Origin of the sequence: Cytobacillus mangrovibacter (assembly GCF_042865275.1) — a bacterium.
Taxonomy (GTDB): domain Bacteria; phylum Bacillota; class Bacilli; order Bacillales; family Cytobacillaceae; genus Cytobacillus; species Cytobacillus mangrovibacter.
In genome coordinates, this window is record NZ_JBIACJ010000010.1 from 113,262 (window position 1) to 138,925 (window position 25,664).

18 protein-coding genes and 1 rRNA gene are annotated in these 25,664 nt (G+C 35.2%); 18 read left to right on the plus strand and 1 reads right to left on the minus strand.

Annotation, left to right across the window (positions count from 1 at the left end; all coding sequences use genetic code 11):
- Positions 1-26 precede the first annotated feature (26 nt).
- The 8 genes from wecB (at position 27) to galE (ending at position 10,469) form a co-directional block, all read left to right on the plus strand.
- A complete protein-coding gene (wecB, locus tag ACFYKT_RS17425) occupies positions 27-1,151 on the plus strand; it encodes a non-hydrolyzing UDP-N-acetylglucosamine 2-epimerase (RefSeq protein ID WP_389222213.1) in 1,125 nt (374 codons plus the stop codon).
- Between the two features lies 1 nt (position 1,152).
- A complete protein-coding gene (locus ACFYKT_RS17430; RefSeq protein WP_389222215.1) occupies positions 1,153-2,346 on the plus strand; it encodes a glycosyltransferase in 1,194 nt (397 codons plus the stop codon).
- A gap of 27 nt (positions 2,347-2,373) precedes the next feature.
- Positions 2,374-3,744, plus strand: a complete 1,371-nt coding sequence (locus ACFYKT_RS17435; protein ID WP_389222217.1) for an O-antigen polymerase — start codon at positions 2,374-2,376, stop codon at positions 3,742-3,744.
- Between the two features lie 207 nt (positions 3,745-3,951).
- Positions 3,952-5,115: a glycosyltransferase family 4 protein gene (locus ACFYKT_RS17440; protein WP_389222219.1), complete on the plus strand. Its 1,164-nt coding sequence runs from the start codon at positions 3,952-3,954 to the stop codon at positions 5,113-5,115.
- Between the two features lie 173 nt (positions 5,116-5,288).
- Entirely contained in the window at positions 5,289-6,554 is a 1,266-nt protein-coding gene (locus tag ACFYKT_RS17445) for a hypothetical protein (protein ID WP_389222221.1), read from the plus strand.
- Positions 6,555-6,616: 62 nt separating this feature from the next.
- On the plus strand, positions 6,617-8,044 hold the full coding sequence (locus ACFYKT_RS17450; RefSeq protein WP_389222223.1) for an oligosaccharide flippase family protein: 1,428 nt from the start codon (positions 6,617-6,619) through the stop codon (positions 8,042-8,044).
- Positions 8,045-8,260: 216 nt separating this feature from the next.
- Positions 8,261-9,427, plus strand: a complete 1,167-nt coding sequence (locus ACFYKT_RS17455) for a nucleotide sugar dehydrogenase (RefSeq protein ID WP_389222225.1) — start codon at positions 8,261-8,263, stop codon at positions 9,425-9,427.
- 52 nt (positions 9,428-9,479) lie between these two features.
- Positions 9,480-10,469 carry a UDP-glucose 4-epimerase GalE gene (gene galE / locus ACFYKT_RS17460; RefSeq protein WP_389222227.1) on the plus strand — a complete coding sequence of 330 codons (990 nt, stop codon included), beginning with the start codon at positions 9,480-9,482 and terminating at the stop codon, positions 10,467-10,469.
- 73 nt (positions 10,470-10,542) lie between these two features.
- Here the strand turns inward: galE and ACFYKT_RS17465 are convergent, their stop codons facing one another.
- Positions 10,543-10,866, minus strand: a complete 324-nt coding sequence (locus ACFYKT_RS17465) for a hypothetical protein (RefSeq protein ID WP_389222229.1) — start codon at positions 10,864-10,866, stop codon at positions 10,543-10,545.
- A 945-nt stretch (positions 10,867-11,811) separates the two neighbouring features.
- On the opposite strand from ACFYKT_RS17465, the gene ACFYKT_RS17470 reads away from it, so the two are divergent.
- From ACFYKT_RS17470 to ACFYKT_RS17515, 10 genes are all read left to right on the plus strand, one after another.
- Entirely contained in the window at positions 11,812-12,060 is a 249-nt protein-coding gene (locus tag ACFYKT_RS17470; RefSeq protein WP_389222231.1) for a hypothetical protein, read from the plus strand.
- Positions 12,057-12,440, plus strand: a complete 384-nt coding sequence (locus tag ACFYKT_RS17475; protein WP_389222233.1) for a retropepsin-like aspartic protease — start codon at positions 12,057-12,059, stop codon at positions 12,438-12,440. The genes ACFYKT_RS17470 and ACFYKT_RS17475 overlap by 4 nt, the downstream gene beginning before the upstream one ends.
- Positions 12,441-12,929: 489 nt before the next feature.
- A complete protein-coding gene (locus ACFYKT_RS17480; RefSeq protein ID WP_389222235.1) occupies positions 12,930-14,468 on the plus strand; it encodes a YifB family Mg chelatase-like AAA ATPase in 1,539 nt (512 codons plus the stop codon).
- Positions 14,468-15,010 (plus strand): REP-associated tyrosine transposase, encoded by a 543-nt coding sequence (locus tag ACFYKT_RS17485; protein WP_389222237.1) that lies wholly within the window; start codon positions 14,468-14,470, stop codon positions 15,008-15,010. Before ACFYKT_RS17480 ends, ACFYKT_RS17485 begins: the two co-directional genes overlap by 1 nt.
- Positions 15,011-15,279: 269 nt before the next feature.
- Positions 15,280-16,059 (plus strand): copper amine oxidase N-terminal domain-containing protein, encoded by a 780-nt coding sequence (locus tag ACFYKT_RS17490; protein WP_389222239.1) that lies wholly within the window; start codon positions 15,280-15,282, stop codon positions 16,057-16,059.
- 105 nt (positions 16,060-16,164) lie between these two features.
- On the plus strand, positions 16,165-17,475 hold the full coding sequence (locus ACFYKT_RS17495) for an FxLYD domain-containing protein (RefSeq protein ID WP_389222241.1): 1,311 nt from the start codon (positions 16,165-16,167) through the stop codon (positions 17,473-17,475).
- A 13-nt stretch (positions 17,476-17,488) separates the two neighbouring features.
- A complete protein-coding gene (locus ACFYKT_RS17500) occupies positions 17,489-18,613 on the plus strand; it encodes a S1C family serine protease (protein ID WP_389222243.1) in 1,125 nt (374 codons plus the stop codon).
- An 81-nt stretch (positions 18,614-18,694) separates the two neighbouring features.
- Positions 18,695-18,991: a hypothetical protein gene (locus ACFYKT_RS17505; RefSeq protein ID WP_389222245.1), complete on the plus strand. Its 297-nt coding sequence runs from the start codon at positions 18,695-18,697 to the stop codon at positions 18,989-18,991.
- Between the two features lie 197 nt (positions 18,992-19,188).
- Positions 19,189-24,423 carry a DUF4073 domain-containing protein gene (locus ACFYKT_RS17510; RefSeq protein WP_389222247.1) on the plus strand — a complete coding sequence of 1,745 codons (5,235 nt, stop codon included), beginning with the start codon at positions 19,189-19,191 and terminating at the stop codon, positions 24,421-24,423.
- 1,024 nt (positions 24,424-25,447) lie between these two features.
- A 16S ribosomal RNA gene (locus ACFYKT_RS17515) occupies positions 25,448-25,664 on the plus strand; the annotation flags it as partial.

Here is a 25,664-nt window from a genome sequence, read left to right on the forward strand (position 1 = left end):
CCTAAGAGGTTAGGAGTTAGATATATATGGATAAACTCAAAGTAATGACAGTTGTTGGAACGAGACCAGAGATCATTAGATTGTCTGCTGTAATTAATAAATTAGAAGAATCAAATGCTATAGACCATACCCTTGTTCATACTGGACAGAATTATGATTATGAATTAAACGAAGTATTCTTTAAAGATTTTAAGTTAAAAAAACCAAAATATTTCCTTAATGCCGCTACTGGAACAGCAGTTGAAACTATAGGAAATATATTAGTTAAAATAGATCCAATTATGGAAGAAGTAAAACCAGATGCATTATTGGTGCTAGGTGATACTAATAGCTGTTTATGTGCCATTGCGGCAAAGAGAAGACATATCCCAATTTTCCATATGGAAGCAGGTAATAGATGCTTTGATCAAAGGGTGCCAGAAGAAACAAATAGGAAAATTGTAGATCATACGTCAGATATTAATTTGACCTATAGTGATATTGCAAGAGAATATCTTCTTAGAGAAGGATTACCTTCGGATAGAATTATTAAAACGGGTAGCCCTATGTTTGAAGTTCTTAACTCTAGAAAAGAGGACATTGAGAGTTCAGATGTATTGGAAAGATTAGAATTAGAAGAAGGAAACTACTTTGTAGTATCAACTCATAGAGAAGAAAATATCAATTCAGAAATTAATTTCTTAGATTTAGTTGATAGTTTAAATGCAATTGCAGAAGAATATAATTTGCCTGTGATAGTAAGTACACATCCGAGAACTAGAAAAATGATTGAGGCTAAAGGGGTTGAGTTTAATCCTTTAGTGAAATCTATGAAACCTTTAGGTTTTAATGATTATGTGAAGCTTCAAACGAAAGCGAAAGCAGTGCTTAGTGATAGTGGAACTATTAGTGAAGAGTCTTCTATTCTTGGTTTTAGAGCCCTCAACATAAGACAAGCTCATGAAAGGCCTGAGGCAATGGAAGAGGCTACTGTTATGATGGTAGGGTTAAAGAAAGAAAGAATATTACAGGGGCTTGAAATATTAGAGTTACAAGATAAAAGTACTTTAAGACTTGTTGAGGATTATAGTATGCCTAATGTTTCTGATAAAGTGTTAAGAATAATATTGTCTTATACAGATTATGTAAATAGGGTTGTGTGGGGGAAATAATGTGAAGGTTTTACAAATAAACTCTGTTTGTGGCATTGGAAGCACAGGACGAATAGCAACTGATATTCATGCCGTTTTAAAAGAACAGGGTCATGAAAGTTATATTGCATATGGAAGAGATAATCCTGTAAATTGTGAAACGGCTATTCGGATAGGTAATAAAATTGATGTATATGCACATGTTACTAAAACAAGAATATTTGATATGCACGGATTTGGTTCAAAAAAAGCTACTAATGAATTTATATCAAAGGTAAAAGAACTTAATCCCGATATCATTCATTTGCATAATATACACGGATACTATTTAAATATTGAAATATTGTTTAAGTATCTAAAGAAAGCAAATAAACCAGTTGTTTGGACTTTACACGATTGTTGGCCTTTTACGGGCCATTGTACCTATTTTGATTTTAGTGGTTGCGAATGCTATAAAGTGGAAGGTAATCATAAATGTATTCAAAAGAGAAGTTATCCTTCCAGTCTACTAATTAACAATTCAAAAAGTAATTTTAAAAGAAAAAGGGAAATTTTTACTGGAGTAAAAAACTTAACAATTGTTACTCCATCAAACTGGCTTGCAGAGTTGGTAAAAAAATCATTTTTAAGTAAGTATCCTGTCAAGGTTATAAATAATGGAATTGATTTAACAGCGTTCAAACCAACAAAGGGAAATTTTAGAAAAAAGCACAATTTAGTAGATAAGTTTATAATTTTAGGAGTAGCAAGCATTTGGGAACAAAGAAAAGGCTATGAATATTTTATTGAACTTTCTAAGAACATAAATGCCGATAGTAAAATTGTTTTAGTAGGATTGAAAGAAAAACAAATGAAAAATCTTCCTGATAATATCATAGGAATATCAAGAACAAATAATATTGAAGAATTAGCTCAAATTTATTCAACTGCAGATGTATTTGTTAATCCTACACTAGAAGATAATTTCCCAACAACTAACATAGAGTCGTTAGCCTGTGGTACACCAGTTGTTACATATAATACTGGTGGGAGTATAGAAAGTTTGGATAAGAATTGTGGAGTTGTTATCGAAAAGGGTAATATTGACATGCTAATTGAAACAATTAATAAACTTGAACTAAATAATTTTAATAAGACTAATTGTATAAATAGGGCCCAGAGATTTGACAAAAATGTGAAATTTCGTGAGTATGTAAACCTGTATGGCAATATGTAACTTTATATCGGTAAAGGGATTGATGTAATGCAGAAACTTACCATTAAGAGGTTTATGTATACATATTTTTTTATATGTATAACTTTAATTGGAAGTTTTTCAATTTTTCTAGATTTAGATTTTATAAATAAGCAAGGTATAGTTATTGTTTCATTTCTGATTAATGGTGTAATTATACTTTTTGAATTGTCTAAGAGTTCAAAGGTGGGATACAGTTTAAAAGATATATTTTATTTATTTTTGTTTATTTTTATGTTTATTAGTCCTTTAATTCAGTATCTTAAGGGAGTATTTCCTTGGTGGAATACCTATTTATTGACAGATGAAAAGATTATATACACAAATTTAATAATATTATTATTTCTATTAGTGTATCTAACTATATATAAGATAGCATTTAAAAATAGAATTATTATTAAAAATCGAGAAGTTAAAAATATCAGACTTGTCATGGATATATTTTTTGTGGCCACTGTATTCTGTAGTTTATTTATAATTATTAATACTGGCTTTAGTAATTTGTTTGCTAGAGTTAACAATTCATTACAAGTTGAATTATCCAGTTTTGCATTAATAATTTCCAATACTTTTAGGTCGGTATCAGTTATATATGTTGGAATGAATTTGTTATTTATTCTAAAAAACAAATATGTATATAGAATAATACCTTTTATGTTAGGGAGTATACTGATGATTTTGGTTAATTTCCCTACTGCTACTGCAAGATTTTGGATGGCTAGCGTTTACTTAGGTTTACTAATAATTCTTATAAATAAATTAAAAAACCCTCATATCTTTAAGATTATTATATTTATCGGTATTTTAGTTATATTCCCTGCTATTAATACCTTTAGGAATAACTCTTTTGTAGAAGTAATAAGAAATGGAATTAACATAGCCAAACCAGCGGATGCTTTTTTGGCTGGTGATTTTGATTCATTTTCCATGTTAGTCAGAACTATTATATATGCAGATTCGTATGGTGTAACTTGGGGAAACCAACTTTTAGGTAATCTATTGTTTTTTATACCCAGAAGTTTTTGGCCCACAAAGCCAATCGGAAGTGGATCAATGATAGCAGAAGATTTTGGATGGAATTTCACTAATGTTTCTTTACCATTTATTGGGGAAGGGTTTATTAATTTTGGTATTTTGGGAGTTGTATTATTTGCAGTTATATTAGCTATGTTGTGTAAGTTTGGAGATAGTAAGTATGAAAAATGTATTTATAGTGAAAATAGAAATATTACCTTTATTGAACTAATCTTTCCATTCAGTATAGGCTTCTTGTTTTTTATACTAAGAGGTGATCTGTTAAGTTCACTTTCTTATTATATTGGATTCATGGCCCCGGTTATAATACTTTGGTTAATACAATCATTGAAGATCCGAAGTTAATCATATCTGGGTCTTTGTATTGATAAATAAGGGACATAGGAGCAAACATATCCTACTAATCTCTATACCGCGCAAGGGACCTATCCCTACGTTTCTTTAGTGAAATAATATGCTAATGGAATAGAGATGATTATTTCTACAGCACATAAGGATTAACTGTTGATAATAGATTTATATGAAATTTTTATAAAGTGAGCGTGAATATGTATGAAAATCACTCATATTTGCTTGTGTGGTCCAGTAACAGATAATTGGACATACCAGGATAATCTACTCCCTAAATATCATAAAAAAATTGGTTATGATATTAGTGTTATTACATCTCAATATATATATGATAATAAGGGTAATTTAGATATCGATAAAAGGACCACATACTATAATGAATATGATATTAAAACAATAAGAATTAAATCAAGATATAATACAACTGTTCAATCAAAATTTAAAAGATACAAAAATCTATATAATACTATTGACATGGAAAACCCAGATATTCTTTTTATACATGGTGTTCAGTTTTTGGATATTACAGCTGTGGCTAAGTTTCTAAAAAGAAATAAAAGAGTCAAAGTATATGTTGATAATCATGCTGACTTTTCAAATAGTGCTACAAATTGGTTTTCAAAAAATATTTTGCATAAGATTATTTGGAAGAAATGTGCTCATCTAATTGAACCTTATACTAGTAAATTTTATGGTGTTCTACCAGCTAGAGTTGATTTTCTTAAAAAGGTATATGAATTACCAGAAGATAAAATAGAATTGCTTGTTATGGGGGCAGATGATGAGAAAGTTATAGATGCCAAAAAAGGTAATGTAAAAAAGGAAATAAGAGAAAAGTATAATATTAATCCAAATGATTTTCTAATTATAACCGGCGGAAAGATTGATAAAGCTAAGCGTCAAACATTGTTGTTGATGCAAGCAGTAAAGCAAATTGATAAGGAAAATGTAAAGCTTATAGTTTTTGGATCAGTAATAAATGATTTGAAGGATGAGGTAAAATCTTTAGTGGATAATGATAAAATACAATTTATCGGATGGATACCATCTGATGAATGTTATAAGTATTTTTCTGCTGCAGATTTAGCTGTTTTTCCAGGAAGGCATTCTGTTCTATGGGAGCAAGCTGTCGGAACAGGGCTACCATGTGTTTTTAAATATTGGGAAGGAACTACTCATGTCGATGTTGGAGGGAATTGTAAATTTTTATTCAAGGACTCGATAGAAGAAATTCAAAGTAGTATTGAAAATCTGTTATTTAATACAAGTGAATATTTCGAAATGAAAGAAGTTGCCGGAAAGAAGGGGATGGAGGAATTTTCATATCTTGATATCGCTAAACGTTCTATAAGTATTAAAACTTAAATACCGATTTATATTTTATATTTTATAAATTTAAATTGGTATGAAAATAATGGAAAGTAAGATTGATAATGAAAGGGAATTACTCCTAAAATATAATATATTTAAATTTAATTTATGAGGTTTGTTTTACAATTAGAGGGTTTAAAAAATAATTAATGGAGGAGAGTTAATTATTGAAGAAAATACTTATTCTAACAAGTCACTTTTTACCCAACCCTTCTGCAAATGGAATTAATACTAAATATATAGTAGATGAATTAAAAAAAAGGGGACATAGTGTAACGTGTATTAGTTTAAAGAGACCGGGCGAAAAAGCTTTTGAAATAATAGACGACATTCCAATATATAGAATAAGCCCTTCTATATATAGCAGAATATTAAATAAGGAGTCTAATTCCCCAAAAAACATATTTAATAAAATGTTTTTCAAGATATGGCGTATATTTAGAAAAATAAAGCTAGCAATCTTTTTGTATAAATTCCCTAATAATGATGTCTTACAGGTCGATAAAATATATAAATTGCTTTCTTTATTACATGAAAAAGAAAAGTTTGATTGTGTTATCGGCGTTTTTAAACCCTATACAAATATTGCAGCAATAATGAAATTTAAAAATAAAAATAAAAATAAAAATATAGTATGTGGTGCATATTATTTAGATTTAATTAATAGCTCAAGACGCCCTTCTTTCATGCCAAGATGGTTATATAAAAAATTGTGTTATAAGGGTGATATAAATGCTTTTAAAGAATTAGATTTTGTACTATTGGCGAAAGGTGGTAAATCAATATATGATGGAAGGGAATATGATAGTATAAGAGACAAGATCGATTACATTGATTTTCCAACCTTTCATATCTTACCTTCGCTTGAAGTCACCCCGGAATATAAATCATCTATTGTATTAACATATGCAGGAACTCTAGATAGGGAGTATAGAAACCCAAGATATTTACTAGAATGCTTGAAGGAAATAAATTTAGATATTACTCTAAATATCTATGGTAAAGGCAACTGTGATGATATATTAAACGGGTATAAGGATGTAAAACACCTAAGGATTATTAATCATGGAATGGTTTTACAGGATGTTGTGCGGAGTTCTATGTTAAGGTCTGATTTTTTAATAAATATTTCTAATACAATTCAAAATGCAGTTCCTAGTAAAATATTTGAAATGTTCGCGACTGGAAAACCAATTATTAACCTATGCTTTAGTAAAAGTGATATTACAGAACAGTATTTTAAAAAGTATCCTTCTGTTTTGACATTAAATACATGGGAGAATATTGACATTCAAAAGCCTGATTTAATTGAGTTTCTTAAAAAGGAAAAAGGTAAAGTTTACAATACAACAGATATTAAAAAGGATTTTATAGAGAATACTCCTGAACACACCGTTGATATTATTGAAAGAAGAATCAATGCGTTTGATTGAGAATAACTAGAGTATTAGAAGTAATTAACTAGACAATTCTGTCTAAGTTAGAAGGAACTAAAATGAAAAGGTTAATTAATAATTATATATACAATTTGATATATCAAATGGTTACATTAGTTTTACCATTTTTATTGATTCCATACGTAATAAGAGTGCTAGGACCAGAAAATTTAGGTATTGAGACCTATACATTATCGGTTCTTGGAATATTTATCATAGTTGGTAATTTAGGAATAAATAACTATGCGACTCGTCAAATAGCTAGAATTAGAGACAATCAAAATAAATTACAAGAAGAAGTCTATCATATACTCCTAATACGGACTTTCGCTTCATCGTTTACTTTATTATTATACATTATATTTACTTTTAGTTCAGATTATTATCTTATTTTCCTAATTCAAATAATTTATTTTATTTCATCTACCTTCTTCGAAGTTTCGTGGTATTATTCAGGAACTGAAAAGTTTAAGGAAATAATGATAAGAAATATTTTTTCTAAATTAGTAGGAGCTGCTCTAATCTTTACTTTTGTAAATGAAAGTAAAGATTTATGGATTTATATTCTCATAAACGGATTAGTAATTTTAATTCCAAATTTATATTTAACTATTAAAATGATACACACATTAAAAATATCTCTAAAGACAAAGTTAAATAGGAAATTATTAATTAATCAGTTCAGGGAAATATTACCTTTCTTTTTCATGGGTTTTATTATTCAACTTTATATGAATGTCGATAAAATTATTTTGGAATGGAAAGATTTTACAATTGAATTGGGAATATATAGCCAAATGTTAAAATCAGTAATGTCTTTAGTAGCTCCAATAACAGCTGTAGGTACTATTTTATTTCCGTATATTTCAAATATCACTTCGAAAAAAGAAAAAGAGGGAGTTCTAAAAACATTATCAATTAGTGTTAATTTTATTAGCATATTAAGTTTTGGGATGTTTTTTGGACTACAAGCTGTAAGTTCACAGTTTATCGGTTTATTTTTTGGGGAAAGTTACCTTGAATATGAAAACTTATTTAGGATTACAGCTTTATTAATTCTAACTACTGGATTATATAATGTGGTTATACAACAAATCATATTCCCAAATAAGCTTGAAAAGTTTTATACCTTTTCTATCATTATCGCAACAGTAATAAAAACATTACTCTTGATATTAACTATAAGTATTTATGGAATATATTCAACTATTATTTCTTATTTAATAGGTGAAATTATTATACTTGTAACTTGCCTTTTTAAAGTGAACAAAATTTTAAAGTTAAGTAATATATATGAAGGAAAAAATATTTTTAAGATTTTATGTGCTGGCTTACTAATGTTTGGGGTTGTTCATACAATAAATTTTAATCTATTAGGAGATATATTAACTGGTATTTTCTCTTACTTGGCTTTTTTATTTATTTTAAAGGAACGAATTATAACGACATCCATTAAAAAGACCTTCAAAAGATTTATTACTTTTTAAAGTTAAACAAGTATTCCTATAAAAAAATATATTTTACTGTTAAAAGGTTTAAAGAGTAAGATAATAAATAATCATGGAGTTTATTATATCGAAGGCCCTATAATACTTAGAGATAATGTATAGTCGACTTATAATATTGTTATGAAAATATAATTTAGAGCCATCTTGTAAAATTTTGTAGGGATTATAATAATACATGTAGGGAGAGCACATTGAATGAAAATAACAATCGCTGGAACAGGTTATGTAGGATTGTCAAATGCAATTTTACTAGCTCAACATAATGAGGTCACTGCTCTTGATATTATTCAAGAAAAAGTTGATATGATTAATAATAGTAAATCGCCAATAAATGATAATGAGATAGAAGAATATTTGGCAAAAAAAGAACTCAACCTAACTGCCACTACAGATAATTATAAGGCGTATAAGGATGCAGATTATGTAATTATTTCAACACCAACAAATTATGATCCCGAGAAAAATTATTTTAATACTAGAACTGTTGAAGCGGTTATCGCTAATGTATTATCTATTAATCCAGATGCGGTAATGGTAATTAAATCTACAGTCCCGGTTGGATATACAGAAAAAGTAAAAGAGAAATTTGAAACAAATAATATTATATTCTCACCTGAATTTTTACGTGAAGGAAAGGCTTTATACGATAACTTATACCCATCACGTATAATCGTTGGTGAACAGTCCGATAGAGCACAGGTATTTGCTGATTTATTAGTTCAAGGAGCTATAAAAGAAGATATTCCTGTTCTATTTACCAATTCAACAGAGGCAGAAGCTATAAAACTATTTGCTAACACTTACCTTGCGATGAGAGTCGCATTTTTTAATGAGCTCGATTCTTATGCAGAGGTAAGAGAGTTAGACAGTAAGCAAATTATTGATGGGGTAGGTCTGGATCCACGAATTGGAAATCACTATAATAATCCATCCTTTGGTTATGGAGGTTACTGTTTACCAAAAGATACAAAGCAGTTATTAGCTAATTATTCCGATGTTCCAAATAATATAATGACAGCGGTAGTTGATGCAAATAGGACAAGAAAAGATCATATTGCTGAAATGATTATTAAGAAGGATCCAAAAATTGTTGGAATCTATAGACTTACAATGAAAATGGATTCAGATAACTTTAGACAATCAGCTATTCAAGGTGTCATGAAACGTATTAAAGCTAAGGGTATTGAAGTTGTTGTATATGAGCCAGCACTTCATGAAGAGACATTCTATAATTCAAGAGTGATAAATGATTTTGAAGAGTTTAAGAGAGATTCAGATGTAATTGTTGCAAATCGTTTGTCTAATGATTTACGTGATGTAGTGGACAAGGTATATACAAGAGATGTGTTTAGTAGAGATTAATAGCATTATTGTATGTAAAAAATTCCTGGCTATATGAGGAGGTGGAAAGGATATGACAATTTTGATAACTGGTGGATCTGGATACATCGGTTCCCATACAGTTCGTTATTTTTTAGATCATAGCGAAGATATTATTGTTGTCGATAATTTGCAGAGCGGACATAGAGCTTCAGTTGATGTCGAGCATTTTTATCAAATTGACCTAAGAAATAAGGAATCCTTAGATAAAGTCTTTAAAAAACATCATATTGAAGCGGTTATCCATTTTGCGGCAAACTCCCTAGTAGGGGAAAGCATGAATAAACCTTTTGAATATTATCATAACAATGTATATGGCATGATGTGTCTACTGGATGTAATGAAGGTTAATAATGTTAACAGAATAGTATTTTCATCAACTGCGGCAACTTATGGTGAACCTAAGAAAATCCCTATACTTGAAGAAAATGAAACCAATCCAACGAACACTTATGGTGAAACAAAACTAGCCATGGAGAAAATGATGAAGTGGTTTGACCAAGGCTACGGTATTAAATATGTTTCTTTGAGATACTTTAATGCTTCAGGGGCTCATGAAAGTGGAAAAATAGGAGAAGATCATGATCCGGAAACCCATTTGATCCCTTTGATTTTACAAGTTCCACTTGGTGAGAGGGACAAAATTTATATGTTTGGTGATGATTACCCTACAGAAGATGGTACTTGTATCAGAGATTATATTCATGTAATGGATTTAGCATCTGCTCACTATTTAGCTTTAGAATATTTAAGAAAAGATAACCCAAGTGATATTTTTAATCTAGGTAATGGTAGTGGCTACTCAGTTAAAGAAGTAATTGAGGTAGCAAGAAAGGTGACTAATCATCCGATTCCTGCGGAAGTAAAGGAGAGAAGAGCGGGCGATCCAGCTGTTCTAATTGCTTCATCGGAAAAAGCAAGAAAGGTATTAGGGTGGAAACCACAATTTGACTTATTAGAAAAAATTATCTCTGATGCATGGAATTGGCATAAGAGTCACCCCAATGGTTATTTAAGCAAATAAATATCTGTGAGGATAAAACTTACCCGCTGGGCCATAATGGCTTGGCGGGCTTATTTGTGTTGTTTACTTTTTCCTAGAAATGCAATTCTTCATAATCAGTTCCTCGTAAAATAATGATACTCGCCTCAATATCTAAATGAATGGGTTTCAATTGAATATATTGCTCAGCTAATACACGTATGTCCATTACTATAGAGTATTTAGTTATAGGTTTGTCGAAAACAGCAAGCCTACCAAACCTTAGCAGGAGCTGTTGCCTTCCCATACCCATTTGTGGTGGATACTTCTTTACATCCCTCGTATATAGGAAATCAATATGCCATATTTCCTTTCCCCTCGTTGCAACAATGTCCCCAAAGGTAAGGTCACAGTGACGCCCCGAAAAAACTTGTTTCACAGGAAAGTTTCACAAGTGAAACAAGAGGGTGTGCTGGTTATTGTAGTACAGGTGCCAGTCACTTCACGAAAAATGATAAATTTTGTCGAAAGTTATTAGATTAATAGAATTTACAACTGATGGGACATGAGGGGCAGGTTCCTCGTCCCAATTTACTGATGGAACATCGGGGACAGCGTCCGAGCGACCGAGTTAGGTCGCAATATATAGCGGGTGGGATTCCCGCCGAGAAAGAACTAACCACTCACTCGTAGCGAGTCTTGGAGAGTAACGGGAAACCGCTACTTTTAAGCGTAGACAGTTAACTAATGGGCCGTAAACCAAGCGGTTGAAGGGATTGAGCTCCGAAATACCCAGATGAGAGAGCTGATATTTTGGACAGTGCAGAAAGCAATAGTTTTTGAGTTTCCCCATTCCCTTTGAAATATTATGAAATTCTGCATAACTCTCGGAATTTGTCGAACGAATATTCTTTGTAATTGTTCTGTTTTTTGCCTTGTATAGAAATAATCATTATCTATTAACATGAGAATAAGTGCAGAACACTGCAGTTTTTACTAGCAATGTTCTGCGCTTTTCTTTTGCAGTAAACATAGTAGCAAATCCCTTCATACGAAGTACTCAGAAAGTTAATAATGATATATAGTATCCTATTGACAAAAAACGGCAAGAGTTATAAAATTCAAGTAATCGAACATACATTCCTATTTTAAAAAGGTATTTACATGGCAACGATAAGGTATGGTCACAGTGCACCGTGATAAATCTTGTTTAACGAGATGTTTCATGGGGGATTTTACAACTGCGGTTAAACCGCAAAAATGACTCAAACTGTTTGATAGGACCTGATTTTAAATTCATTTTTTTACAACAAAGGCAATCATTTAAGTTGTAATGGGAATGTGCTATGGTAATGATAAGATACAAAACAAGGAGTGATAAGCAATGAAATGGGAAGACGTTTGCCGATTATACCCAGATCAATATGTGAAACTAAATGTCCTTGATTTTTACTTAGAAGATGATAAAAAAATTGTAACGGATGTTGCATTAATTAATGTAATTGAGGATTCTAAATTAGCTACAAGAGAGTTACTTAAATCAAAAGGCAATACTATTGTTTATCATACAGGTTCCGAAAAAATTGTCATTGAAGTGAGAAACCCAACAGGCTTAAGAGGTATGAGATTATGAAGTTAGAATTAGTGAATCGTTTGCTCGAAGTGGAAATGGCGATTTCTTATAAAGGGAAAACGAAGATATTAGATAAGCTAGTTATTGATACTGGTGCAGCTCATACGCTTATCTCTTCTGACATTGTTGAAGATATGGGTATCTACTTTGAAAATGGGGATCCTTTGGTCAGTGCGTACGGAATTGGCGGTGAAGAATATTCTTTCCGAAAACAAGTTGATCTTATTAAGCTCGGTACGTATGAAATACCAGAATTGAAGCTAGATTTTGGAAACTTAGATGATTGGGGTATTAATGGACTCATAGGGCTTGATATCTTAATGAATGGAAAATTTATCATTGATTTGGATAAGCTTGAATTAGTTCAAAACCGATCTTGAGACTTGTAGTTTAGCGCAGGTTTTTCCAATTGGGTATTTCCTTCTTAATTCATCTATTACTTTAAACTTGTATTTTTTCCCTACCCGTTTAGAATTTGATGATCCTTTTTTAAAATCTCATTCTCCATTTCTAATTCCTGAATGAGGTAAGGTCAAAGTGACGCCCCGAAAAATCCCGTTTCACAGGAAAGTTTCGCAAGTGAAACATTGGGGGTAAGCTTGCGACGGCTATGTGACTGAAAGGTCCCATGTTTTTGTTGAAGAAGCTAATATCATATTTTTAAATACTGCCTCTTTATTTTTTATTTTTGCAAGATATTGGGTGGTTATGTCGAAAAGGTAGGTGTTGGGTCAACTTTTCGACAAACCTGCTACTATTATTCACTTCGTTTTATAAGCTTCTATTTTTAAATCTACTTTATTCCCTTTTTGGATTTTTTCACATCCCTTTTCTGTTGCAATTAAAATTAAATAGTAGGAGGCAAATTTATGACTGTTAAGGTTATGAGTATTGGCTTAAAAGGCTTGGAGGGCTACCGTGTGCAGGTGGAAGTGCGGATTTCTCAGGATACAGAATCGATGGTGATTGTCGGCTTACCTGATGCTTCGGTTAAAGAGTCTAGGGAGCGCGTGTTGGCTTCGATTGCACACTTTGATTTAGATGTGACAGATAAGAAGGTTGTTGTGAATCTTTCCCCTTCTGACCAAAAGAAAAATGGTGCCCTATTTGATTTGGCGATTGCTATCGCAGCATTGAAGGAATTAAATGAAATTCAAAGGGAGATTCCAGCAGATACGGCGTTCATTGGTGCTTTATCGCTAGATGGAACGGTTGTCAGCGGGGAAGGGATGTTACCTGCATTGATTGCTGCCAAAGGACTTGGAATGAAGAGAGTCTATGTACCTTATGATCCTGTGCTGCCGATCCATATGCTACAGGATATAGAATGTATTGTTGTGCAGCATATAGAGGAGGTGGTTCAGCATTTAGAAGGTCAAGAGGTGTTAGCGTGGCATTCTGAGTCGTCACAGATTATAGATGTAAATAGTTCCACTAATGATTCTCTTCAAAAGGATATCAGCCATGTAATCGGTCATGAACATGCAAAACGTGCCTTAGAAATTGCCGCTGCAGGTGAACATAACTTGCTCATGAGTGGGCCACCAGGATGTGGGAAGAGCATGCTTTCGGAAACCTTTCCATCTATTTTACCAGCCTTAACGAATCAAGCGCAGCTTGAGGTGATGAGTTTGTATCAACTTGCTGGTGAAAAACGTATCCAACCCCATACCATTCCTTTCAGACATCCACATCATTCTGCTTCGGCCGTCGCTATCATTGGTGGTGGTTCAAATCCAAAGCCAGGTGAAATTTCATTGGCCCACCGTGGCGTACTTTTTCTCGATGAAATGGCAGAATTCACAAAGAAAACGCTTGATATGCTGCGTCAGCCGCTTGAAACAGGAAAAGTGACTATTAGTAGAGCACATTCCACTGTGACATACCCCGCCTCTTTTATCTTAATTGGCGCCATGAACCCTTGTCCATGCGGCTATCTTGGCTCTTTCCATCATTATTGCACCTGTTCAGATAAGCAAATTCAAGCCTATCGTAATCGATTATCAGGTCCCATCTATGATCGGATCGACATCCTTTTATCCTTGCAATCGGTAAATGTACATCAACCATCTAAGGTTCAAGAATCTTCAAAAGTTGTTCGGAAACGAGTAGAGTTGGCACGACTTAGACAGTTTGATCGATACAAGAGAGAAGAATCGAATGCAAAGATTTCCTTTGAATCCTTAGTCGAAACGAGTCCATTAACTCCAGAACAGAAAAGGATGCTCACGAATGTATCTGTAAAACAAAATTGGAGTAATCGTGTCCAAATAAAAATTATTAGACTAGCCAGGACCATATCTGACCTAGCAGGGGAAGAAAAGATTACAGATCAAGCGATTTGGGAGGCGATGAAGTTAAGAAGATGGACACAGAATAAACAGCAAGGAATTGCGAGGGAAACATAATGCCATATAAAAAGAGAATCTATATTCCAGAACGATTTTATCACATTGTAAGCAGAGGAAACCGTCGTGATCCACTATTTCGAAATGCGAGCGACTTTCAAGCCTTTCTCCATATTCTCCAGCAGCTCCAGGAAAAATACCCCTTTGAAATGGCTTCATACTGCCTCATGAACAATCATTATCACCTGCAATTACGCACGAAGGAAACACCGCTATCAAAGGTGATGGCACTGATAAATAAGCGATATGCCAATTACTATAATACAAAATATCGCTTAACAGGCCACGTATATGAAAAACGTTTTTATGACAAAGTCATCAAGGATAAAGAAGGCATGTTAGAAGTCAGCCGTTACATTCACCTCAATCCAGTGGAGGCGAGAATGGTCCAGCAGCCAGAAAACTACCCGTGGAGCAGCTATCAATTTTACAAAAGTGAAAGTTTAAAAGGCCCGCCCTTTTTGAATATGAGTAGTATATTAGATTATTATGAAGGGACCTTTGAAGAGAAAAAAAGAAAGTATTGTAGCTCAATTCCATAAGGTCACAGGGAGAGAAATGAGGGGACGGTTCTTGTGTTTATTCGGGGCAGCGGCGGCAGAATAGGTTTATTGTCTCATTCTATGATTCTCCATTATCATAAGGTGTATCAATTTGTATTTAAAAAGTACTAGTATTTTTGTATGATATTAATTAGATAGAACTTACTTTTTACAAAGGCAGTAATCTTATCAGGTAGTGACTTTGTAATGCAGTTTGGTAAATATTACATTTCATTGCCAAAATAGAATGAGAAAAGGAGATAGATTCAATGATTCGATTTTTAAAAAAGCTTTCCGTAGTACTAATTACATGTCCATTATTATTTTTGACAACAGGAGTTTCTGCTAATAGCTCAACTGTAATTGAAGGTGGGCAAATTGATAAAGGGAGGACACTTGTACCGCTTAGAGCGATATTTGAGGAGTTAGATGCCAATGTTTCATGGAATCAGAAATCACAAACGATAACTGCTACAAAAGGAGCAACAAAGATTACCTTGAAAATAGGGAGTTCCAATACAACAATAAATGGAAAGAACAAAAAGATTGATGTCCCTGCTAGTATTAAAGATAATCAAACATTAGTGCCTTTACGCTTTGTAAGTGAAGCATTGGGAGCACAGGTTCAATGGGATAATACCTTAAATACTGCAACCATAACACAGGGAATGAAGGTAATAAAGGTGCATGTAACAAATAAAATGAGTTCTTCATGGACCGGTACATATAAACATTTTGAAAAAGGCAAAGGGTACGAGAGATCGGGTGCTTTAATCATTACAAATGAACATCAGAATACATTTGATTTTTCACTGGATGTTGGTTCAAATGACGGAAATGATGGTCATTATTTTAATGGCTATGTCGAAGCAACAGCAAGTTACAAAGGAAACACAGCATTAGTAGATTATACCGATGAATATGAGCAATCCTGTAAACTTACATTCGTTCGTACAAATACTGGTGTCAAAGTACAAGAGAAAAACGATGGATGTACTGACTTTCGTGGAGCAAACATTGACTTTAACTTCACCCTTATAAAGAAGTAGGGGAAAAACAGGGACAGTTTTTAAGTTTTTGTCATAACAGATAAAAACAGGGGAACGCAAGAACCGTCCCCCTGTTTTTTTAAATCATTCGAAGGTGTGGTTCAAATGTACTGCCATCAATGTGGAGAGAAATTAGTGGAAGGTTCTCGTTTTTGTTCTCGATGCGGGTGTGAGGTTCAAATGCATGTAGACGTGGCAAATAATGAGGGGACTGCTGAAGCAATAGATGCAGCAGGTAAACAGGATGAAATGACTACTGAGCAAATGGAAGCAGAAAGGACTGAAACATCTATTGCTGAGTCGTCTGTCCAGCCGGAAGAAGGACCAGAAATCGATGAGATGGGAGGACAACAGGAGTCATCCTCAGGTCCATTTATGCGATATCTCCCCATTCTTGTTCCTGTAATTAGCTTCATTTTTGTGGCTGCTGGGCTTGGCTTCTACTATTTTCAAGAAAAAGAGATGAATAGTCAAGTGCTAGACCTAAAGGAGTCGGCTGAAGAGCTTGCATTAAAAAGAGAATACAAAAAGGCAATGAAATTATTAGAAAAGGCACAATCAAAGCGTCCTAATTACACAGCCTTACAAGATAGCAGAGGAATGATTGAAAAGGCTATGGGGTACGAGGATGTCCTTGGTAAAGTAAGTGAGAATATAAAAAAGACACAATTTGATGAAGCCTCAAAAGAGCTAGCTAGTTTAAAAGAAAGGCTAACTAAAGAAAAGGCCCCTTTATTTGACCGGTTCAATCAGGAAGTAGAGGATCATGCAACCAAAATTACGATTGGGACGATTAAAAAGGAATTGAATGAATTAAATACTGTTGATCAATTAGGTGGAAAGTTGTCTATTCTTGCGACACTGCCTGAAGAAAATGCGAGTGTTGTGAAAAAGGAAATATTAAATAAGATTGTCCAAATTAGCAGTAGGAATGTGGAAAGTGAATTAGCAAAAAAGCAGTTCTCTGAAGCTTTTAGCATGATTAAAAAAGGGCTTCAATTTGCTGTTAATGATGAAAAGCTATTAGCCTTAAAAGATCGTGTAGAACAGGATAAGCTTGCTTTTGAACAAGCAGAGCAGCAAAAAATTGAAAAGGCGATGGAAGCTGCTGCGCAGGAGGATTTGAAGAATCGTACGGCTGCTGTTGAGGTTTCAGATTTCTCTGTAGAGGTTGATGAATATGGGGATTTATATTTATCGGGGAATGTAAAGAATGTCGCTACAAAAACGATCGGTTCCATTACCATATACTATACGATTTATGATGAAAATGATATGTACCTATCGGACGGCTTGGCCTCGGTTTACCCGTATTATTTGGAGCCTGGTGATTTAGGATCTTTTGAGGATATTTATTATGGGGTTTCCCAAAATGTACATGTTGAAATCGACAATATTACATGGTATCTCAATTAATGAAGGTGACAAAATGAAAAAATGGATAATTAGTTTATTTTCAACGATTCTTGTCTGGGGAGCGGGAGTTTTCGTCTTTTTTTATATAAAGGAAACAGTCCCCAAAAAACTAACAGCTTCTTCTGAATTAGTTGTAGAAGCACAAGCGGAAGAGGAAAAGGTTCCAACTGAATTGAAAGATGTTATCCATCATACACAGAAGCTAGTTGTGAAAATACAATTGGCAGACGGTTCATTAGGATCTGGCTTTCTTTATAATAACAAGGGTGATGTAGTGACAAACGCTCATGTGGTAGCCAATGCAAAGGATGTTACGATTATTACTTCAGATTCAAGAGAGTTCTCAGGAACTGTAATCGGGATTAGCCAAGAAACAGACGTTGCAGTTGTACGTGTTCCTGGTTTAGAAGGAACAGAGCCACTAAAAATTGCCGCAGACCGCAAAGGGGTGGTCGGTGATGAGGTCCTTGCATTAGGAAGTCCTTTAGGTTTGCAAAATACTGTCACAACAGGGATTATTAGCGGAATTGACCGTGACATGGATATTGAACCCTTTCACTATGAGGATGTTTACCAAATCTCCGCACCGATCGCACCTGGCAATAGCGGGGGACCGCTAGTAGATAGCAAAACAGGGGAAGTTCTAGGAATCAATTCAGCTGGTACAGATAAAGGAGCCATCGGCTTTAGTATTCCAATGACAAGTATTCTTTCTCTAATTGAAGGCTGGGTAAAAACACCGATGACAACCATTCCAGAATTGGACCTGGGAACAGAAGGATATGCGTATGAGGATGAATACTCATTGGAGGACTACTCTAGTTATCTCGTTAACTATTTCTACGAAAGCTTGAATTATGGTGATTATGTTACAGCATATTCCCTATTAGGGAGCGCGTGGAAATCAGGTACAACCTATGAAAAGTTTAGAGAAGGCTACTTGAACACACGATCCGTCAACATTGATGATTTAACAGCTACGAGTGAAGGAGACCATGCGACTGTCGTTGCTATTATCTCTGCTGAAGAGCGCAAGAGTGGTTCACTCATTTTAAGTAAATATAAAGCCACTTATGAGGTTCGCTATGAGAATGATCAGCTCAAGCTGATATCGGGCAAGGCGGAGAGGATTAATTAGCAAAAGTCGAAAGGACTGTGGGGATAGGTCCTTTGTCCCGCTTTGCAGAAAATAAACCTTATTCTAGTATAGTCAGTGAAAATGGAAACAAAACTATTAAGGATAGCAGAAATAGCAAAATCACAACCGGAGGCAAAATTTACGTCTTTGGCACACTTACTTAATCAAGAATCCCTTACAAAGTGTCATCATGACCTGCCTAATAAAAAGGCAACGGGAATTCTCAGGACTACAAAAGAACAATATGGTGAAAATCTAGGGGAAAACATTGAGAACCTAGTAAATAGGCTTAGAAGTAAAAGCTATCGCCTTACAGTTTGTTCAGGTGTTGGGAATGATGCTGACTTAGCTTTAGCTTTTAAGTGTTTAGGAGAATAGGCACTTATAAAAGACGTACTAGAAAATGCAACACCAACTACTACAGTACCTTTGATCAACGCCTTTTTGAAATAAGCACCTTTATGGACCTAGGGCGAAACTCCTATTTGTAGAGAATTTGTTGAGTGTGGGATGGTAAACTAGTAGAGCACAAAAAAAGGCACAGGGAAGAATTTGCGGAATTTAGGGGGATTGGTATGAGAAAAAGAAAGTTGTCTTTTAAAGTGATGGTATGGTTATCCCTTGTTTGTATGTTGGTTTATATGATAGAACCATTTTCATCATTATATGTTTCGTCGAAAGTATATGCTGCAGCGACACCACGGAGTGAGAATTTTGAAAGCGTACCGACAGGATCAGGGGTTAGTGTCCCACAAACGATAGGTGACTGGACATTTAGTATGGTTAGTACTGTGGGTGCGAGTCCAAGGACCCAAATTAGAATGCTAGCTCCTAACACGACGAAGGATTTGTTATTTTTGGGATCCTTTCAGGCTGGAGTGAATGAATACGGTCGGGTACAGTCAAATACAGGAGCATTCAAACTTGTTTCTTTCAGAGTTGTCGAGAGGAATAGTACAGCAGATACTTATCGAATAGTAGGGTATCTTGGCGGAAACCCAGTGGTTGGGGCTGAAAAGTCATTCACTCCCCCTTTTAATAATTTTTACACCGTAGATGTATCAAGTGATCCTGCTTGGCAAAATATTGATGAGTTTCGAATTTATGCGAATGCAACGGTTAAATTGGATTTTGATGATCTGATTGTTACTGATCCGGTGATTGCAGATTCAACGGCACCAACTGTCGGAAACACTGGTACGATTACCACAAACAATGTTACCGCATCAGAAGTGACATTAGACTGGACAGAGGCCACAGATAACGTTACTTCCCAAGAGGATTTAGAGTACCGAGTCTATCAATCTAGCAGTAATAATATTGATACTGTTAGCGACATAGAAGCTAATGGTACTCCGCTAGGGAACGGGTTTACTAAGGACATTTCATCCTTTGGCTTAACTGAACTCGATGCAGATACAACATATTATTTCAACGTTATCGTTAAAGATGCTGCAGGGAATAAAAGTGCTTATAAGATGCAGCAGGTGAATACAGTGAATGTTGTTCCGGGAGTAACAGTTACGATAGGAAATGTGACTGCTGGAAAAGGTTTGACTGAGGAAATCCCTGTTTCGATAAATACACCTATCACGGGGATAGGGGGATATGGAATACAAATAAACTATGACCCTTCGATTATAGATATATTAGAAATTATTCCAACAGACGCAAGTGATGAGGAACTCTTCTTTTCAAACATAGAGTCGGAGGAAGGTTGGTTCAAAGTAGGATGGGCTGATATAACGGGGGGAGATTCTCTTATCTCAACCGCTAAAGAACTATTCAAGGTTAAAGTTAAGGCAAAAAGCGATGCTCCACTGGGAAGCAGTGCTTTGGCCATTGATAAAACGATTTCAGGAAGTATTGACTTTTCCGATAATTCCTATCCTACTAAAGCTATTCCTGCTGATGCGGTAAATGGAACGATTCAAGTCGTGAACAGCTATAATGTGGACTTCGACGTTAGCGGTGGCACCCCAATTGGTTCTCAGCTGATTAAGGAGGATGGAAAGGCGATTAAACCAGCCGATCCAACGAAAGGCGATTATACCTTTGCTGGATGGTATACAAGTAACACATACACAACCGAATTTGATTTTAATACAGCGATCAGCAGTGATATAACACTGTTTGCAAAGTGGATAGGTGGTTCTACAGCACCAACCGTCCTAACAGATCTTACCGTTTCAAATGTAAGTTCAACTTCAGCTACTGTGAGTGGTGAAGTGACGTCAGATGGGAATTCTCCAATAACTGAACGTGGAATTGCTTATTCAACTAATAATTCATATCCAACTATTGAGCAACATACTAAAAAAGTAGTTACGGGTACAGTTGGACCATTAACTGCAAATTTAACAGGGTTAAAGGGATATACTACTTATTATTATCGTCCATATGCAACGAATGCAAATGGCACAAGCTACGGGATGACTAATTCCTTTACTACGAAAAGTAATGATGCCAATATTTACAATCTGAATTTATCAATAGGTTCATTAAGTGATTTTCATTATAGTATAGTCAATTATGGTATGAATGTACCTTCTAGTACTGAGAATTTGATTGTCACCCCGACTTCAGTAGGAAGGCAAGCAACTTTTACTGTAAATGATCGGTCTGCGAGCGAAGCAATTGCTCTGGCTCCAGGGAAAAATACAATTGAGATTAAGGTCATTGCCGAGGATGGGACGACAACAAAGACTTACACGATAAACGTCTACCGATTAGCGCCCGCACCGAACGTTGCGGCTGATGATGAAAGAAATATTATCGAGGGGATCAATGTCCTCTTAGAATACCAAATTGATGATGGGTTATGGGAACAATATAACCCGCTCACCCCTCCAGATTTAAGAGGAAATAAAGTGGTGAAAGTTCGTATTCCTGGGAGCGTGCTAACAGGAGTACCATCAAGTGAAGAAGCGGTATTGTATTTTACCAAAGATTTAAGTCAACCTACCGTAACAAACACAGTAACAGAGGAAGATACTCAGAGTGGTAATGGATTAGTTATCACCCCAAATAGTGAGGACGCTACAGTCACACATTTTAGAATAAGTGACATCATAGGAGGTACTCTCTATAAAAATGATGGAACGACTCCTATCGGAGATGGTGATTATATTACGAAAGCAGAAGGTTTTTCGGGATTGAAATTCTCACCAGCACCTAATGCTAACTCACTAGCTGGAGATACATTCTCCTTTAAGATACAGGCTTCATTGGATGAGGCTGGCAGAGGATTAAGTGAAGCGGAAATCGCAGCGATAACTGTTAACGAAGTGAATGATTCACCAATTGCAGGCGATGACAACCTTCCTGGCAAAGAAATGAACCCACAAGGGGTAGAAATCACATTTGCTGAATTGCTGGCAAATGATAAGCCAGGCCCAGATAATGAGAGTGCCCAAATTTTAACGATCAAATCTGTTGATCATGCAGTTGGAGGAACGGTTGCTATTCAAGATGGTAAAATTAAATTTATTCCATCTGATTTAGGAACAGTCAGCTTTGATTATACAGTTGAAGATAATGGAACGAGTCATTCAGTAAATGATTTCAAATCCCACCAAGCTACCGTTAGTTTTAAGGTGGTTGATACAAAGAAACCGATCATTACGCTAGAAGGCAGTGAAACTATCTATCTAGTAAAAGATCAGTCTTATCTAGACCCTGGTTATACTGTGTTTGATGAAGTGGATCAAGATTTAACACAAGATGTAGATGTAACGGGATCTGTTGATACTAGCCAGTTGGGTACCTACCATGTGAAATACAATGTTTCCGATCGTAGCAATAATGCAGCAGATGAGGTTACAAGAACAATACATGTCGTTTCGCCAGAACTAAATGCATTAGCAGTATCTACTGGAGAATTAACACCGTTATTTACTCCGGAACAGCTAAATTATCATGTCACTGTGCCTTATAACGTGACTAATGTAGATATTACGGCAAGTTTATTAGATCCATCCGCTTCTATAACAATAAATGGGACACTCATTGAGAATGATATTTCACAATCAATCCCATTAGTTGATGGAAACAATCCGGTTACAATTGTAGTAACTGCTAAGGGTGGAAGTACGCAAACATATACAATAGAAATAACTAAGAGTATTGCACCGCCTGCTGCACCAAATGTTAGCGCCGAAGATACAACAAACAAGCTTGTAGGTGCAGACGGGACGATGGAGTTTTCAACAGATGATGGGGAAACGTGGACCACATTTGATCTGAATCATTCCCCAACGTTTACAGGGGATGTAACGGTGAAGGTACGTGTGAAGGCAACTGGAAATAAGTCAGCTGGAGAATCAACAACTGTGACATTCACCTTAAATCCAGCCCCACCAAGCAGCGGAGGTGGAAGTTCGACACCAGACCCAACACCGGTGCCTGAACCTACTCCAGATCCTAAGCCAACTACTGAACAAATTGTAGTAGACGTGGATGGAAACGATGGAACCAACTTAACGAAGACACCAATCGAGCGAACAACGGAACCAAATGGTACGGTAAAAGATAAAGTGTCCATGTCGGATTCAATCGCCAAGGATACCGTTGCCAAAGCAAAAGAAAAAGGGATGGATACCGCTAGAATTGTCATTCCTGATAAGGAAGATAAGGTGTCGGAGGTAAGAGTAGAAATACCAAATACTGCTCTCAAACAGCTAAATGATGGAAATTTAAATTTAGAAATTGTGACAGAAAACGGGGTTATTTCAATTCCAACTACATCGATTTCTAGCTTCAACGATGACTTGTATTTCCGAGTTGTTCCAATCAAGTCTGAGGAAGGTAAGAAACAAGTAGAAAATCGAGCAAAAACAGAGGAATTAGTCAAAGAAGTCGCCAAAGACCAGACGGTTCAAGTACTGGGGCGTCCAATGGAAATAGAAACAAATATGCAAAGCCGTGAAGTTTCGATTGTTCTTCCATTAAGGGATTTACCAGCGGATGCATCAAAACAACAAGAGATTTTGGATAATCTCGGTGTGTTCATTGAGCATAGCGACGGCACAAAGGAGCTTATTCCTGGTCAAGTGGTTAAAATGAAGGATGGTACTCAAGGACTTCAGTTCACTGTGACGAAATTCAGTACCTTTACGATGATTTACATGGACGGCTGGGAGGAATTCCAAGCTGGACAAAAGGATCTTCATACACCATATATTCAAGGAAGTGGCAACGGCAGCTTCTCACCAAATGCAAATGTGAGTCGTGCGCAAATGGCTGCGATGCTTGCCCGTAATTTAGACAGGGCGCCAACAACGAAACTACCAAACTACCAAGATGTCATAGGCAAGCACTGGGCATATGCCGACATCATGGAAGCGAAAAATGCAGGAATCATGTTAGGTGTTTCAAATACAAAATTTGATCCAGAAGGGTCTGTTACCCGTGCGCAAATGGCGGCAATTGCTTACCGCTGGATTCAATCAGAATGCAAGAATGATTCATCTAGTTTTGATAGTTGTGTAAAGCTAGGTGATTCTACCAAATCTAGCTACAAAGATGTCTCAGCAAAACATTGGGCATCAGAAGCGATATACTTCTTAAAGGAAAGCGACATCATGATCGGCAATGAAGATGGCAATTTCCATCCAGAGGATAAGCTTTCAAGGGCTCAAGCGGTCAAGGTGCTCAATCGTCTCTTTAGACGCGGTCCAATGACAGGTGTGACCACTCCAACTTTCGAGGATGTCTCAAAAAAACATTGGGCATTTGAGGAAATTGAAGAGGCAGCAAGAGAGCATCAAGTTAACTTTAGTGAATCTGGAAAAGAAGTGTTAAAAAAATAATAAACAAGAGGATTGCTTGATTTTTTCATGCAATCTTTTTTAATGATACGAGGAAAACAATGGGATGGTTCATAAGATAAGGTCACAGCGATGCCTCGAAAAATCTTGTTACACGAAAATGTTCCACATTAGAGTTTAAGGATGTGACAGAGGTACAGCAGTTTGATGGTTGTACTTCTTTCTTTTTATTTTGTAGAATATTGCTTGTACATCGTTTCTATATAAGTGGTGTAAAATAATTGTTTTTGGCAAGTGAAAATATAACAATAGGCAATAAAAATGTCTACTTGCCAATTGATTACAGCCATGCGATTGTTCCACCGGTTCCATATTTTTTAAGATAAAGTCACAGTGACTCCCCGAAAAAACATGTTTCACAGGAAAGTTTCACAAGCTAGGGTTTTTCCTAACTGTATTGAAATATGAAAGCCAAATAAAAGTAAGTGCAGAACACTGCAGTTTTACTGGCGATTTTCTGGTATTTTCTTTTGCAATACACACCTCTTTCAGAAAATAATAAAGTTATGAGACTTTTTGCTATGATGTATGAGAGGGATGAATAATTGATTAAAGTAGTTGTCTATTTGCTCTTGTAAAGGCTGCTCTTTAAATATATGGCCGCATAAATGCTTCAGGGTGATAGGCAATCCAAGGAATATGATATCTTTCTCCGTTTGATATATAATGAAGTGTTTTGATTAAGATTCCAGCCTTGTTGTTGTTCATTATAATTAAAAATAATATTGATATAATATTATTGATTGAAGGATAGAAAGAAGGGATAAATAAAAATAAAAATTTATCCCTTTAGTTATTGACATTTGTTTGTTGTTTTTGATATTATATAAACCTGCCCCTGATGAGGCGTAATTACTTTTGAATAATAATTATTTTAAAAAAGTAATTGACTTGATAAAGACAAAGTGATATATTAATATCCTGTCCTAAGAAAATAGTTCTTTGAAAAATAAACAAAGCAAAAACGTCAACGTTTTAAATTTTTATTTATGAGCTAATCAACTCTTTATTGGAGAGTTTGATCCTGGCTCAGGACGAACGCTGGCGGCGTGCCTAATACATGCAAGTCGAGCGAATCTGAGGGAGCTTGCTCCCAAAGATTAGCGGCGGACGGGTGAGTAACACGTGGGCAACCTGCCTGTAAGACTGGGATAACTTCGGGAAACCGGAGCTAATACCGGATAATTCTTTTCCTCTCATGAGGGAAAGCTGAAAGATGGCTT

Excerpts from the sequence above, each read along its gene's own strand:
- wecB (WP_389222213.1), top strand. The coding sequence starts at position 27 with ATGGATAAACTCAAAGTAATGACAGTTGTTGGAACGAGACCAGAGATC.
- ACFYKT_RS17435 (WP_389222217.1), top strand. The coding sequence starts at position 2,374 with ATGCAGAAACTTACCATTAAGAGGTTTATGTATACATATTTTTTTATA.
- ACFYKT_RS17440 (WP_389222219.1), top strand. The coding sequence starts at position 3,952 with ATGAAAATCACTCATATTTGCTTGTGTGGTCCAGTAACAGATAATTGG.
- ACFYKT_RS17450 (WP_389222223.1), top strand. The coding sequence starts at position 6,617 with ATGAAAAGGTTAATTAATAATTATATATACAATTTGATATATCAAATG.
- ACFYKT_RS17455 (WP_389222225.1), top strand. The coding sequence starts at position 8,261 with ATGAAAATAACAATCGCTGGAACAGGTTATGTAGGATTGTCAAATGCA.
- galE (WP_389222227.1), top strand. The coding sequence starts at position 9,480 with ATGACAATTTTGATAACTGGTGGATCTGGATACATCGGTTCCCATACA.
- ACFYKT_RS17470 (WP_389222231.1), top strand. The coding sequence starts at position 11,812 with ATGAAATGGGAAGACGTTTGCCGATTATACCCAGATCAATATGTGAAA.
- ACFYKT_RS17475 (WP_389222233.1), top strand. The coding sequence starts at position 12,057 with ATGAAGTTAGAATTAGTGAATCGTTTGCTCGAAGTGGAAATGGCGATT.
- ACFYKT_RS17480 (WP_389222235.1), top strand. The coding sequence starts at position 12,930 with ATGACTGTTAAGGTTATGAGTATTGGCTTAAAAGGCTTGGAGGGCTAC.
- ACFYKT_RS17485 (WP_389222237.1), top strand. The coding sequence starts at position 14,468 with ATGCCATATAAAAAGAGAATCTATATTCCAGAACGATTTTATCACATT.
- ACFYKT_RS17490 (WP_389222239.1), top strand. The coding sequence starts at position 15,280 with ATGATTCGATTTTTAAAAAAGCTTTCCGTAGTACTAATTACATGTCCA.
- ACFYKT_RS17495 (WP_389222241.1), top strand. The coding sequence starts at position 16,165 with ATGTACTGCCATCAATGTGGAGAGAAATTAGTGGAAGGTTCTCGTTTT.
- ACFYKT_RS17500 (WP_389222243.1), top strand. The coding sequence starts at position 17,489 with ATGAAAAAATGGATAATTAGTTTATTTTCAACGATTCTTGTCTGGGGA.
- ACFYKT_RS17505 (WP_389222245.1), top strand. The coding sequence starts at position 18,695 with ATGGAAACAAAACTATTAAGGATAGCAGAAATAGCAAAATCACAACCG.
- ACFYKT_RS17510 (WP_389222247.1), top strand. The coding sequence starts at position 19,189 with ATGAGAAAAAGAAAGTTGTCTTTTAAAGTGATGGTATGGTTATCCCTT.